This is a genomic window from Psychrobacter sp. PL19, from assembly GCF_017875835.1.
GTDB lineage: Bacteria > Pseudomonadota > Gammaproteobacteria > Pseudomonadales > Moraxellaceae > Psychrobacter.
This window is the reverse complement of the sequence record NZ_JAGING010000001.1, coordinates 2,089,020-2,102,690: the sequence shown is the minus strand read 5'-3', so window position 1 is coordinate 2,102,690 and position 13,671 is coordinate 2,089,020. Positions and strand designations below refer to the sequence as shown.

10 protein-coding genes and 1 other RNA gene are annotated in these 13,671 nt (G+C 42.8%); 4 read left to right on the top strand and 7 right to left on the bottom strand.

The window, feature by feature from the left end:
• Positions 1-11: 11 nt before the first annotated feature.
• From gloB to ffs, 5 genes are all read right to left on the bottom strand, one after another.
• A complete protein-coding gene (gene gloB / locus H4W00_RS08540) occupies positions 12-791 on the bottom strand; it encodes a hydroxyacylglutathione hydrolase (RefSeq protein ID WP_209957235.1) in 780 nt (259 codons plus the stop codon).
• Between the two features lie 273 nt (positions 792-1,064).
• On the bottom strand, positions 1,065-2,858 hold the full coding sequence (locus H4W00_RS08535) for an extracellular solute-binding protein (RefSeq protein WP_209959097.1): 1,794 nt from the start codon (positions 2,856-2,858) through the stop codon (positions 1,065-1,067).
• A 599-nt stretch (positions 2,859-3,457) separates the two neighbouring features.
• Positions 3,458-4,591: a 3-phosphoserine/phosphohydroxythreonine transaminase gene (gene serC, locus H4W00_RS08530; protein WP_209957233.1), complete on the bottom strand. Its 1,134-nt coding sequence runs from the start codon at positions 4,589-4,591 to the stop codon at positions 3,458-3,460.
• A 142-nt stretch (positions 4,592-4,733) separates the two neighbouring features.
• The gene (locus H4W00_RS08525; RefSeq protein ID WP_209957230.1) at positions 4,734-5,663 is read right to left on the bottom strand and encodes a hypothetical protein; all 930 of its coding nucleotides are present in this window, start codon (positions 5,661-5,663) and stop codon (positions 4,734-4,736) included.
• Between the two features lie 599 nt (positions 5,664-6,262).
• An RNA gene (ffs, locus tag H4W00_RS08520) (signal recognition particle sRNA small type) lies at positions 6,263-6,359 on the bottom strand.
• Between the two features lie 364 nt (positions 6,360-6,723).
• Here ffs and H4W00_RS08515 point away from each other — a divergent pair.
• Positions 6,724-7,437 (top strand): SIMPL domain-containing protein, encoded by a 714-nt coding sequence (locus H4W00_RS08515; protein WP_209957229.1) that lies wholly within the window; start codon positions 6,724-6,726, stop codon positions 7,435-7,437.
• A 167-nt stretch (positions 7,438-7,604) separates the two neighbouring features.
• On the opposite strand, the gene H4W00_RS08510 is transcribed toward H4W00_RS08515, so the two are convergent.
• Positions 7,605-8,363 carry a DUF4124 domain-containing protein gene (locus H4W00_RS08510; RefSeq protein ID WP_209957227.1) on the bottom strand — a complete coding sequence of 253 codons (759 nt, stop codon included), beginning with the start codon at positions 8,361-8,363 and terminating at the stop codon, positions 7,605-7,607.
• Positions 8,364-8,621: 258 nt separating this feature from the next.
• Positions 8,622-10,031 (bottom strand): type I glutamate--ammonia ligase, encoded by a 1,410-nt coding sequence (gene glnA / locus H4W00_RS08505; RefSeq protein ID WP_209957225.1) that lies wholly within the window; start codon positions 10,029-10,031, stop codon positions 8,622-8,624.
• 785 nt (positions 10,032-10,816) lie between these two features.
• On the opposite strand from glnA, the gene H4W00_RS08500 reads away from it, so the two are divergent.
• The 3 genes from H4W00_RS08500 to trpC all read left to right on the top strand — a co-directional run bounded on the left by H4W00_RS08500 (position 10,817) and on the right by trpC (position 13,632).
• A complete protein-coding gene (locus H4W00_RS08500; RefSeq protein ID WP_209957223.1) occupies positions 10,817-11,440 on the top strand; it encodes an anthranilate synthase component II in 624 nt (207 codons plus the stop codon).
• Between the two features lie 89 nt (positions 11,441-11,529).
• On the top strand, positions 11,530-12,660 hold the full coding sequence (trpD, locus tag H4W00_RS08495) for an anthranilate phosphoribosyltransferase (protein ID WP_209957221.1): 1,131 nt from the start codon (positions 11,530-11,532) through the stop codon (positions 12,658-12,660).
• Positions 12,661-12,747: 87 nt separating this feature from the next.
• Positions 12,748-13,632, top strand: coding sequence for an indole-3-glycerol phosphate synthase TrpC (gene trpC, locus H4W00_RS08490; RefSeq protein WP_209957218.1), 885 nt, complete (start codon positions 12,748-12,750; stop codon positions 13,630-13,632).
• Positions 13,633-13,671 lie beyond the last annotated feature (39 nt).

Genomic DNA, 13,671 nt, shown 5'->3' with positions numbered 1-13,671 from the left:
ATAAATAGCTTTTAGAAGTCGTTTTTGAGCTCACGTAAAGCGGTAAATATAGTTAACGGATTGTCATCTTCAAGGTTCTTTTTAGTCTCCACTCCTGCTATTACACTGACCTCATCAGCACGTAAGAACACATTCACTGCGCGTTCATGCTCTAAAGTTACTGGCAAGGTTGGGATACCTTGCGTGGTCTTTTCTTCGGCCTGTGTTAATGCTTGCTGCATGGCCATATTGTCAGGCTCGATAGAGAGACCAAAACGCATGTTACTTGCAGTATATTCATGTGCTGGATACAACAGGGTCTCAGTAGGCAAACCATTTAAGCGCTTGAAGCTAGCGTATAGTTGCTCAATAGTACCGGTAAAGACTCGGCCACAACCACCACTAAACAGGGTATCACCACAAAAGCAATGTTTGAGACCATCAATGTCTAGAATATAAGCCATATGACTAGCAGTATGCCCTGAGACATCCCAAACTTGTGCGGAGTAGCCCCAGGCACTGACTGTGCTGCTGTCCTTAATAGTCTGATCTTCATCTACTCCATGCTCACTATGTGCGACCAAGTGAGTCATCGGGAAGTGCTCTTGCAACTCAGCGACCCCGCCAGTATGGTCATAATGATGATGGGTGGTCCAAATCGCTATCAGATCTAGCTCTTGTGCTTCCAAATATTCGATGACTGGCGCAGATTGACCAGGATCAATAACGATAGCTTGTTTATTGCTATCATTGATTAAAGTCCAAATATAATTATCATTGAAGGCTTTAATGGGGTGGATATTAATACTCATGTTGCATCCTTATTAGAGTTTGTCTTTATTGGCACTTTTTACCAAGGGCTATATCTGTAGTCAATGAAAAGTAATATCGATACATAACGTACTACTAGTATAAGTTTTTCTTGCTTGCTGTGCCTGCGCAGACAGAGGCTGCAAAAATCTTATACCAGCAGTACCGTAGCGTTTTTAAGGTATTTTAACTGTATTAAAAAACCATCGTTATTTGTTAGAAGTTATGGTTAACTTTAAAATCTTAGCCACCTGCTCTAACTCATCGACCTAAATTTATCGACCTAAATATTTGTCAACGCGCGCTTCTGCCTGTTTATCCACCCACCAATAGTCAATTCCAACCGCATTGGTTGGTAATTCTTTGACATGGCGGTACTGATTCCAGTAGGCCACATTGGTCCCAGACTTACCATATAAAGGTACGAGGTAATAACCAGCTCGTAACAAACGGTCAAGAACCTGAGTATATAAAATAATGTCGTCACGACTTTTTGCATCGCCAAGCGCCTCTACTACATTGTCGATAGCAGCATTTTTAATGCCCGCAGTATTGCGGTTGCCCACTTCATCAGCAGCCACACTGCCCCAGTAGGCTACTTGCTCCGCGCCAGGAGATAAGCTCTGGGCAAATACATCAACCGTCATATCATAATCAAAGCTGCGCATACGCTCATAGTATTGTGGCCCATCAACTTGCCGTAAGTTCGCTTCAAACCCCAAGCGCGTTAAATTACGGACATAAGGCAGTAATACACGCCCCATAGTATCGCCAGTCATTAAGATTTCGATCTGAGCAAGCTTATCATCCGGTTGATATAGCTTCATATCATCATAATAAAAACCTGCATCTAGCAACAGTTGCCGCGCTTTTAATAGCCCTTGACGATTGAAACCACCGCCATCACTAGTCGGTAGTTGCCATTCGGCCAATACTACTTGGCGTTGCGTCGGCTCAAGCTTAGATAATAATGGCGTTAATACTTCCATTTCAGCTACTGATGGCATACCGGTTGCTGCCAGCTCTGAGCCATGGAAAAAGCTTTGCAGACGCTCATATTGATTATGAAATAAGGTTTTATTCATCCATTCAAAATCATAAGCAGCTGTTAACGCTTGGCGAACGCGAATGTCTTGAAATATTGGTCGCCGCATGTTCATAACCAGCCCTTGCATCGGTACCGGATTTTGGCTGGTTATGGCCTCTTTGTTAATTAGTCCCGCTTTTACTGCCGGGAAATTGTAACCGGTGGCCCAGTTCGAGGCTTTATTTTCGGGGCGAAAGCGATATTGACCTGATTTAAAACCTTCAAAAGCAATCTCATCACTTTGATAGTAGACAAACTTAATCATATCAAAATTATAACGGCCACGATTGACCATCAAATCTCGTCCCCAATAATTAGGGTCACGTAAATAACTGACCGAGCGTCCCGCCTCGACACGCCCTAGTTTGTAAGGGCCACTGCCCATAAGTGGTTTAAGGCTAATCTTATCAAAATTAGCATCAATGGAGGATTTAGCAAAGACTGGAAACTGACCAACCGTTAAGAGAATTTCTTTATTATTATCGGAAGCAAAAACAAACTTCACCTGCTGGTTATCGATAATTTGTATTTCTTTAATATCACCCAGATAGCTACGAATATACATAGGACCTTGAGTTAATAACGCGTCATAAGTCGCCTTAACATCAGCGCTTGTGACCGGGGTTCCATCCCAAAAGCGCGCGGCAGGATTAATATGATAAATAATCCAACTGCTATCGTCAGGATCATAAGTGACCTCACTTGCCAGCTGCGGATACATCGTAAAGGCTTCGTTCAATGAGCCAGTCATTAGTGTGTCATATAGATAATCAGTGCCAATCATCGCCACCCCAGTGGTCATCCACTTATTGGCACTATTAAAAGTCCCACGCGCGTCAAATGACAGCGTACCACCCGTTGGCGCATTGGGATTGGCATAAGGCATGTATGGCGCGTTGATGTACTCGGCGGTGCTGTTGTGTCCTAGCGCTTTGGTGGTAATTGGGGCAGCCATAGCCACTGGCATCCAGCTGATGACCATGCCTAGAAAAATACTCTTAAGCGTTGTCTTTTTCAAAAAATACCTAGAGCAAAATTGAGGCTGTGATCTGGTCCGAGTGTGTGAATATGCAGCATCAACAATGCACCCAGCCTCTGCTAAAGGTGAGCTCAATAACGCAGTTAAACAATCAGATGAAAGCTTTTTTATCATAATTATCGTTATAGTAACCCTATGAAATGAGCCATGTTGCCAAGCAGCGAATTTTTATCATAGCAAACTTCGCTTTTTTAACCTAGTTCTTTGCACCAAGACTTATAAAGCAATAGTCACAAAGACCATTAACTGAGTGTTAACTGTTGTGGTGACCCATTAAGCGCCAACAACAAAAACAACTATAGTTAAAATACCTTAAAAACGCGACGGTACTGCTGGTATAAGCTTTTTGCAGCCTCTGGCTGCTTAGGCACAGCAAGCAAGAAAAACTTATACCAGCAGTAGGTTATATATCGATATTACTTTTCATTGACTATAGAACACCATATGTTGATGGCTTATAAAAAAAAGAGACGCCTAGCATATTGCTTGGCGTCTCTTTTTTTATTACTAGCATCACACTCATGTCATGTTTGGACTTTGACTTAGCCATACTGCTTTTCAAAATCTTTCATAAAGTTGACTAAGAGCTGTACCCATTCTAGCGGGACCGCGTTGTAAATACTGGCACGCATACCACCAACATCGCGGTGACCTTTTAGATTGAACAGTCCAGCTTTTTCAGACTGTTCTAAAAACACTTTATCAAGGTTACTGTCTGCTAAAGTAAATGGGACGTTCATGATAGAGCGATGTTTAAGGGCAACTGGATTGTTATAAAAACTACTGTCATCAATGGTCTGATACAACAAGGCTGCTTTTTGCTGGTTGATTTTACCAATAGCGGCTACTCCACCCTGTTCCTCAAGCCAGTCAAATACCAAGCCAGCAAGATACCAAGAGTACGTGGCGGGTGTATTAGACATAGACTCTTTTTCCACTTGGTGCTCATAGTTAAGCAGCATTGGACACCACTCACTTGCCTGCCCTAACAAGTCTTCGCGAATAATAATAATTACCAAACCAGCAGGGCCAATGTTCTTTTGCGCGCCAGCATAAATCATCCCAAATTTAGACACGTCAATCGGCTGCGACAAAATACAAGATGACATATCAACGATAAGTGTGGCATCAACTTGTGGTGGCTCAAATATTTGTAGGCCATGAATGGTCTCATTGGCGCAGTAATGAAAATAAGCAGCATCGTCGCTGATATTCCAGTCACTTTGTGTAGGAACGTCCGTAAATTTATTGTCTTTACCCGTTGCAACTAAATTAATATCGCCTAGACCTAGCTTCTCATAACGCTGAGCTTCTTTGATGGCTTTGACCGACCAAGTACCAGTAGTCAAATAGTCGGCGCGACCACCATTTAATAGGTTCAATGGGATGGCTGAAAACTGTAGGCTTGCGCCCCCTTGCAGGAACAGCACTTTATAATTATCCGGAATGTCCATTAACGAGCGTAGCTTAGTTTCAGCCTTTTGGGCGACGGCTATATAATCTTTACTACGATGGCTAATCTCCATTACCGACATGCCGCTTCCTTGCCAATCAAGCAGCTCCTCTTGAGCGCGTTCCAGTACAGCAGTTGGCATGGTAGCAGGGCCAGCACAAAAATTCGGTACGCGGTGGGGAGCCTTTTTTGTAGGGGTTTCTGCAGGCGCTTGTGTATTCATAGTCGCAATCCTAGATATGAGGGGATAGTAGGTTGAATCTTATTTTTTCTCAAAGACACTCAATATTATGCTTCGATTATAGTCTCTAAGGGGTATCTGTACAGTCTTACGGTACGACCGCTTTCTTTATTACATTTTACGCTTAGTTAGAACTGGATAATTGCTGCCACAAATCACGTTTAAGACTGGCATCTATTAGCATCTGATCAAGTGTCGGTACGTGCGCTAGATTAGGATGAGTCAAACCATCAGGCAAGTCAGTCAATGCTGCAACTAACACCTCTTCACTTCTACCAATCTTAAAGAGGTATCCGGCAAGACTGGCGTTAGCCAGCTCAGCGGTATCCATACCCTCGCAAATCGGAAAAGAAGCCGTCTCGCACGATAGCGTTAATGCTTGAGTGATATTTTGCCATAGCTTTTGACTGTCATTGTTCAAAGCCTGAATATCAACTATCAACACCCAATTACCATAGCGCCCACCTTGCAAGTCAAACGGTGCGACTTTCTTGAGACTATAATCAGCGGTGTTATGTTGAGCAGTAAATGCTATTTCGGCAACAGGTGCTGTTACTTTTTCTATCGATGACTCTACCAACGGCGCAATCAAGTGTTCTACTGTTGGCGTGACATCTGGCTGCATCACATCTATTTTTGCGGCAGTCTGAGTATGCGAAGCAATCGAAGGATTAATTGCATTACTTTCAAGCTCAGCCGTCGCTGGGCTTTGTGTCGCCGGGTCTTGCATCGGTAAACTTTGTAGATCAGGCAAATCATTACTAACAGTATTGGCAGTAGCATAATCAGTACCATCATAATCAGTACCATCATAATCAGTAACAATAGGCGCTGTATCTGGTACAGGCTGCTCTGAGTCGAAGCTTGGTCGCACAGCTTCCGATGCTGATCGCTCTAAAGATACAGGTTGATCTACGGTTGCCGATGGAATATGTGCGATATTAATAGTCAGCGAGTCTGGCCGTACCCACTGCTCAATCCCCATCATTGCCAAAATCTGACGCTGTTGCCTGCGGCGCTGCAATAAGCTCGGCTGGTCTTGGGTATCACTCATGGGTCGGTACTATCCTATTTGGTGGCCTACGTATTTACAAAAGGGTCAGTAATCTATGGAGACGTTAAATTAGAAGCGTTAAATACTTGAAATTTTTAATTGATGACACTCAAGCTCTCTAACTCAAGCTCACTACTTAGGTAATGACGATTAGGTAATGACGAAAACTGCCAATACTATCAGTCAAAGAGTCGCCGAGCACCAAGCCAGCGTTCAGCTAATATTGTTAAAAAGTCGTATTCATCTTAGCTGACTATCGTATCGTGTAACCTCACGGTATGCAATGTGCTTAACCATGACCGATAGGTATTATAAGCTATTTGATCCCTATCCTGCTGTGTCTTATATCAATTATCATCGACTGATACTATTATGGAAGGTGCTGTTATTATTGTTGGCTATTAACACCTTATATTTTAACTTATATTAGGGCAGTTCAAAAATCATAGTAAATACCTAATAGTAAATACCTAATAGTAAAAGATCAGTAGGCAGTAAGAGATCGGTAGGAGGCAGCGCTTATCCAAAAAACTGGCAAAAAAAAGCCCTTTTTAATCAAGGGTTTATGATATCAACGATTTGCAGGCAAAAAAAAGCGACTCCAAAAGCACATCCTCGGCACACATTGTAACTAATACCGTTGCTACCTTCCGGTCCTGGCGGGGTTCATAGAACAATGTTGCGAGGCTACCAATGGAGCCACCAGTTGCAGATTATACAAGGTTTTTGCATTATTACAACCCCTACTGCATAACTGCTGTTTTTACAGTACATAGAATCCAGTAACCTAGTGACAAAATCCTCACAGCAACTCAGGTATATTTTGCTATTTTAAAGCAATATGTTTGATATATCACCCGTTGCCCAACTAAAAAAATCTAACGAGCGTATTTTCAATCTTTATAACTATAGCCAGTTCAAAATAAAATAGGTACATTTATGTCAGCGTACTACTGTATCGTTTTTAAATTGGGTTAACTATATCAGCATACAGCACGCCTTTGATTATTAAGGCTATAAGACCACTATTATTAACACACATTTTACTCAGGAGATTATTATGAAGAGCACTTTACTTAATAAAGCAGCGGTCGCTACCAGCGCCGCATGTCTATTCACAGCGATGATGGGCAGTGCGCATGCGGAACCTACAGGCTACGATCAATTAAGCTTTCAGACAGAAGTAAAAGAAGAGGTGGCAAATGATGAGGTACGTGCCAGTCTATATAAAAAACTACAAGCCTCTAATGCCAAAACACTAGCAACCAATCTTAATACTTCAGTCAATAAAGCCTTGGCCATCGCCAAGCGTTACCCTAGCGTGACGGTCAGCACCGGACAGCAGCGTACCTATCCACGCTATGATAAAGACGACAAAATCATTGGCTGGACGGGACAGGCTAATATAGATATTAAGAGCACCGACTTTGCCGCGACTAGTCAGCTGATTGCAGACTTGCAAGAAACCTTAGTCATGGACAATTTGAACTTTGGAGTCTCGAATGCTAAAAAGGACGCCTTGGAGCAAAAGCTGATGACTGATGCTTCACGCGCCTTTCAGCAGCAAGCCAAAAACCTAACTCGAGCATGGGATGCCCGTGGCTATCGCTTGGTTACGGTTAATCTAAATACCGGCAGCAACTATCCACGCCCTATGTATAGCGCGATGAATATGAGAGCAGATTCGGCTGAATCAGTACCAACTCAGAATTTTGAGTCTGGTAACAGTACAATTTCAGTGACTGCTAACGGTACTATTGAACTGACTAAATAAGTACCGCGCCAGCGGGATTGACTATTCATCTACTATAAACAATTCAATAGGGCTGAGCGCTTAATATAGCGATTGGCCCTATTTTTTTAGTGATTACTATCTAAATGTTAAGTTGAAAAATCTTTTAAATAAAAAGCTATTAAAGGATATTTAGTGATTGTTTATGCTTACTGGTTACTAGACTGCTGTTTATTAGTGTCGTCTTGACCTAGTTTTAACAGTACTTTTTGATGCCATGGTAGGTTTTGATAAGCCAGTAATTGTTGTCCAATTTTTTTATTGTTCTGCAAAGTTGCGGTATTTTGAATCACATAAATAGTACGCTCAACCTGTTTAAGTCTTCGACCGGCCTCATTCTCAACTATCGCCTTTACTGTATGAGCACCCGGCAGGATATCTACTGTTGCAATGGAGGTACTTAGCCCTTGAGCAACTTCCTTGCCATCAAGATAAATAATCACCCTATCACCCACTTGCAACGCCGGTCTTAGCTGTAGGTTTACTACGATACTTTGGGCAGGACGATGATAAGCGCGCTTTTCGCTTGGTTCAGTCATAATCAGTTGATAATTGGCTTGTGACTTTTTAGCCGTATTAGAAATGGTAGCATTAGAAGTAGCAGCCATTGACTGTAGCGGTGCTGACACTATGTTGTTGCCTTGGTTTGATGCTGTCGATGTATTGCCAAAACTACTGGTGTTATTCGTATCGATATATGTCTCAGTAATCTGCTTACCAGCTTGTTGCTCGTAGCTTTTCGGTCGGTCAGTAAAGGTCACCTGCCCCGTTTTTTCATCGACAACTTTATAAATAGGGGCAGCATTGGCCATAGGCGCATAAATACTTGCGGCGCTAACAACCAAACTTATTAGTAATATGGTGGCCGTATTACTTTTGGATGACATACGTTTAGAGGATAAAGTCATAATCAGTCAACTTGATAATTGTATTTTATTAGTAGTATATGATGATAAAAGAAGATTACCAACCAGACTATCACTCCCACAACCAGACTATTACTCCTACAGCCAGACTATCACTGCTATAAGAGACTTTAGATTGGTGTGTAAACACCTTCAAATACTATTTTGGCATCGCTTTGTAACATTCAAACACTAAAAAACCAGCCAAGATCTACTTAGCTGGTTTTTTTACTCAAAATAATTGAGTGCATTAACTATAAATTAGCAGCTATAGTACATATCAAATTCAATCGGATGTACCGTAACATTGAGGCGCTGTACTTCCTCTTCTTTTAATACGATGTACGCGTCTAACATGTCTTTAGTGAACACGTCGCCTTTTAACAAGAACTCGTGGTCATCTCTTAATGCTTGTAACGCCACTTCTAAATTTTCAGCAACGGTTGGGATTTGTGCTTCTTCTTCAGGTGGCAAGTCATACAAGTTTTTGTCAGCAGCATCGCCTGGGTGTATCTTATTTTGGATACCGTCAAGGCCAGCCATCAACAGTGCCGCAAAGGCTAAATATGGGTTCGCCGCTGGATCAGGGAATCTTGCTTCGACACGAACCGCTTTTGGGCTGCTAACGTGTGGAATACGAATAGATGCTGAGCGGTTAGAAGCCGAATATGCTAGCTTAATAGGCGCTTCATAATGTGGAACCAAACGTTTATAGCTGTTAGTTGAAGGGTTGGTAATCGCGTTTAGAGCGCGTGCATGCTTGATAATACCGCCGATGAAATATAGTGCAGATTCAGACATACCGGCATATTCGTCACCAGAAAAAGTATTCTGGCCGTCTTTTGAGATAGACATATGCACATGCATACCTGAGCCATTGTCACCAACGATAGGTTTTGGCATAAAGGTCGCAGTCTTGCCAAACTGATGCGCGACGTTATGGACGGCATACTTTAGTTTTTGCACTTCATCCGCTTTTTGAACTAGGGTATTGAATGCAACACCAATTTCCAACTGGCAAGGGGCAACTTCATGGTGATGGACTTCGATGCAACCTTCACCGATCATATCCTCTATACGCTCACACATTACCGTACGCATATCTTGCGAGCTATCGACTGGTGGCACTGGCACATAACCACCTTTAACCCGTGGGCGATGCCCCATATTACCCCATTCGTAGTCTTTGTTAGTCGACCATGCCGCTTCTTCAGCGACGATTTCATGGCTGATGCCTGACATGTTAATCGACCATTTTACTTCGTCGAATACAAAAAACTCAGGCTCAGGACCAAAATAGGCCGTGTCGCCGATACCCGTAGATTTTAAGTACTCTTCTGCGCGGCGAGCAATAGAGCGTGGATCACGCTCATACCCCTGTAGAGTTGATGGCTCAATGATGTCGCAAGTCACGACCACAGTAACGGCATCAAAAAACGGGTCGATAAATGCAGTGTCTGGATCAGGACGCAAAATCATATCGGACGCTTCGATGCCTTTCCAGCCAGCAATAGAGGAACCATCAAACATTTTGCCATCTTCTATTGATTCTTCGTCAACAGTATGAGATGGAAAGCTCATGTGATGCTCTTTACCACGGGTATCAGTAAAGCGAAAATCAACCCATTTGGCATTGGATGATTTGATGAGGTCTAGTAATTTATTTGACATGAATCATTTCCTTGGTGGTTATCAGTTAATTGTGATCTAAGTGTTATTGGTTCATGGCTGTATTTGAATTTCTGTATTTGAGCAGCACGTCAAGTATTGTAGTCATTATCAGCATCATTTAAAGTTATTGATTAATGCAAAGTACGCGACTGACGTCATTCTTCAACTTATTCACCTATCATTAACTGCAGATTCTCATGAGCCCAGTCAACGCTAGCGATATCTTAACAATATTTGATTAACAATGCTGAACTGTTATAAGCGTTTTGTTCGCTTAATATAAGCCAGCTTGATGACACTGGTATCAATACACGAATTCATATTAAGTGTTATAAACAAATAGCTACCATTAAGGTGATGCAACTGCTATGCCAACTCGTCAGGATACCTACAATGCAAACCATAATAAGGTACGCAACCATAATACCTATATACCTCCTATTGCACTGATAAAATATTAATAATAAATATTAATGATGAATATTACTGCCTATCATCATAAATCATGCACAGTAGTAGCAAACTATAAAACAAAAAAGCACTAAATTAGTGCGGTCAATAATATCTCTACAAGGTAAAAGAGCTAATTTGGTGCGTTTTAAGTGTTTATTGCTCCCACTACATTAAAGTCATACTCACAAAGCCCATACTTTTGAGTAATAAACTCGCTGTTAACCGTTAGATAGCCTATCCTCTGCACTTGATAGATAGCAAAATAATGGTAAGATACTAAAGTTGAAGTAAATTTAGTTAAAGTAAAACCACATGAATAAGGTGATCACACAATGATTCTGATGCTCGATAACTACGACAGCTTTACGTACAATATTGTACAGTACTTCGGTGAGTTGCAGCAGGACATCACCGTCTGGCGTAACGATCAGGTCAGCATCGATGATATCAAAACCCTGGCCCCTGACGTAATTGTCATCGGCCCTGGTCCTTGTGACCCTGATCGGGCTGGTATTTCTTTGGCAGTAATTGAAACCTTTAAAGGCGTAATACCTATATTAGGTATTTGCTTGGGTCATCAGGCGATTGGACAGGCATTTGGCGGAAAAGTGGTCAAAGCTGGCGAGGTCATGCATGGACGCTTATCTGCCGTGTATCACAATGGGCAGGGGGTCTTCACCGACTTACCTAATCCCTCTCAAGTCACACGCTATCATTCGCTAGTGGTTGATAAGGCGACTTTACCCGAGTGTTTAGAGGTAACCGCATGGACAAAAAATGCTGATGGTAGTATTGAGGAAATCATGGGTGTACGTCACAAAAGTCTTGCCATTGAAGGCGTGCAGTTTCATCCAGAGTCTATCTTAAGTGAAGCGGGCTATCAGTTGCTCAATAATTTCTTACAGACCCATAATTTGGCGGTATTAGGCGCTGGTAATTTGCCACAAGTAGGATAGCCATCTAATGAATGTGGGCTGATGCATGCAGTATGAGAATTTAAAACCAATAATTTCGAACTAAAAATATAATAATAAGCGAGACCATAATGACCACTGTTAAGACACAGGGTGCGCAAAGCGTAAAAACAGCTGAAGATATCGCTAAGCTTTCTGATGAACATATTCATAAACGGTTGACTAGCGCTTTAGATAGAATATTCCAGCATATTGATTTGACCTTTGATGAGATGCATCAAGTGATGTTAATCATTATGCAGGGCAAGTGTAGTAACGCGATGATGGGTGCTATTTTGACTGGTTTGCGCATGAAGGGTGAGTCAATCGATGAGATTACCGCCGCAGCCAGTGCGATGCGTGCTTTGGCTGAAAACGTCACTCCCACTGCTTGTGATTATTTAGTTGATATTGTCGGTACCGGCGGTGACGATGCCAACTTATTTAACGTGTCCACCGCTTCTGCTCTGGTGGCAGCTGCTGCTGGCGCGCAAGTGGCCAAACACGGCAACCGCGGCGTGTCTACTAAATCAGGTAGCTCAGACTTATTAGAGCAAGCAGGTATCAGTTTGGCTCTGACACCACTACAAGCGCTTGATTGTATCGAAAACCAGGGTATTGGCTTTTTATTTGCCCCCAATCATCACAGCGCCATGCGTTATGCCAATCCGGTACGCCGCGAGCTCAAAGCACGGACCATTTTTAATATTTTAGGCCCACTGACCAATCCTGCTGGTGTCCCAAACCTAGTCATCGGCGTCTTTACTTCACGCCTATGCGAGCCAATAGCCAAGGTTATGAAAAATCTAGGCGCACGTCATGTGATGGTGGTCGGTGCCAAGGATGGTTTGGATGAAATCAGTCTTGCCACCTCTACCACCGTGGCTGAACTTAAAGACGGTGAAATCACGGTATATGAGCTGATGCCAGAAGACGCCGGTATCGAATCGCAAACCCTCATCGGGCTTGAGGTGGACTCACCAGAGCAGAGTCTCCAACTGATTCGAGCGGCCTTATCAGGTGCGAAGACTAATGACCGTACCGTACTTAAGGCGCGCGATATGATTGCCTTAAATGCGGGTGCGGCCATTTATACCGCCGGACTTGCCAGCAACTATCCGAATGGTGTTAGCCAAGCGCAAACCGTCATTCAGAATGGTTCTGCACTGACCAAGCTTGAATCATTAGCCGAATACACACAAAAACTAATTGCTAACGCGTAACTAATGCGGTTGTTAAAAAACACCATAGTCATAATGACCCATTTAAACATGCTCCCTTATCCAACCTACCGACAGCCGGATGTAACCATGACGACGAGCACGACCCAAAAATCAAATGCCGATATCCCCTCAGTATTACAGCGTATCGTCGCTACCAAACGCGATGAAGTGGCCGCTGCCCGTACTTTGCTACCGCTTGCAGACTTACAGTTACAAGTTAGCGCCGATGACCGTCCACGTCGTGGATTTGCCGATGCTTTACGTGCCGCTGACATTGGTGTAATCGCTGAAATCAAAAAAGCCTCACCATCAAAAGGTATTATCAGTCATAACTTTGAGCCTGCCACTTTTGCTCAGCAATACGAGCAGGCCGGTGCCAGTTGTTTGTCGATACTAACCGATCGTGATTATTTCCAAGGGGATGACAGCTATCTCATCCAAGCGCAGCAAGCTTGCAAACTGCCGTTATTACGCAAAGATTTTATGATTGATAGCTATCAAATTTATCAATCCTACTTGCTGGGTGCTGACTGCATATTATTAATTATGGCCTGTCTTGATGACCTACAGGCAAAAGAGATGCATACCTTAAGTATTGAACTGGGCATGGATGTACTTATTGAAATACATACAGCTGATGAGCTAGAGCGCGCTTTGCAGCTGCCTCGTTCAGCACATAATATTTATGGCATTAATAATCGTAACTTGAATACTTTTGAGGTGGATTTAAAGACCACCCTTGATTTAAAGAGCACTTTATTATCCGCCCTAGCAGCCGATGACCAAGCCAATACGAACAACCCAGATAAAGCACTTATCGTTACCGAAAGTGGTATTCATAGCGCTGATGATATTCGATTGATGATGAGCCATGGTATTCAGCACTTCTTAATCGGTGAGCAGTTTATGAAGACTGATCACCCAGGGCAAGCGTTACAATCCTTGCTTGCGAGCATCCCAGCTAGCGCGTAAGGTATGACAGACAACGCTAATACGCTACTGGCTATAGTA

Bases quoted from the DNA above. Each gene is read 5' to 3' on its own strand.
- gloB (WP_209957235.1), bottom strand. From the start codon at position 791: ATGAGTATTAATATCCACCCCATTAAAGCCTTCAATGATAATTATATT.
- H4W00_RS08535 (WP_209959097.1), bottom strand. From the start codon at position 2,858: ATGGTCATCAGCTGGATGCCAGTGGCTATGGCTGCCCCAATTACCACC.
- serC (WP_209957233.1), bottom strand. From the start codon at position 4,591: ATGAATACACAAGCGCCTGCAGAAACCCCTACAAAAAAGGCTCCCCAC.
- H4W00_RS08525 (WP_209957230.1), bottom strand. From the start codon at position 5,663: ATGAGTGATACCCAAGACCAGCCGAGCTTATTGCAGCGCCGCAGGCAA.
- H4W00_RS08515 (WP_209957229.1), top strand. From the start codon at position 6,724: ATGAAGAGCACTTTACTTAATAAAGCAGCGGTCGCTACCAGCGCCGCA.
- H4W00_RS08510 (WP_209957227.1), bottom strand. From the start codon at position 8,363: ATGACTTTATCCTCTAAACGTATGTCATCCAAAAGTAATACGGCCACC.
- glnA (WP_209957225.1), bottom strand. From the start codon at position 10,031: ATGTCAAATAAATTACTAGACCTCATCAAATCATCCAATGCCAAATGG.
- H4W00_RS08500 (WP_209957223.1), top strand. From the start codon at position 10,817: ATGATTCTGATGCTCGATAACTACGACAGCTTTACGTACAATATTGTA.
- trpD (WP_209957221.1), top strand. From the start codon at position 11,530: ATGACCACTGTTAAGACACAGGGTGCGCAAAGCGTAAAAACAGCTGAA.
- trpC (WP_209957218.1), top strand. From the start codon at position 12,748: ATGACGACGAGCACGACCCAAAAATCAAATGCCGATATCCCCTCAGTA.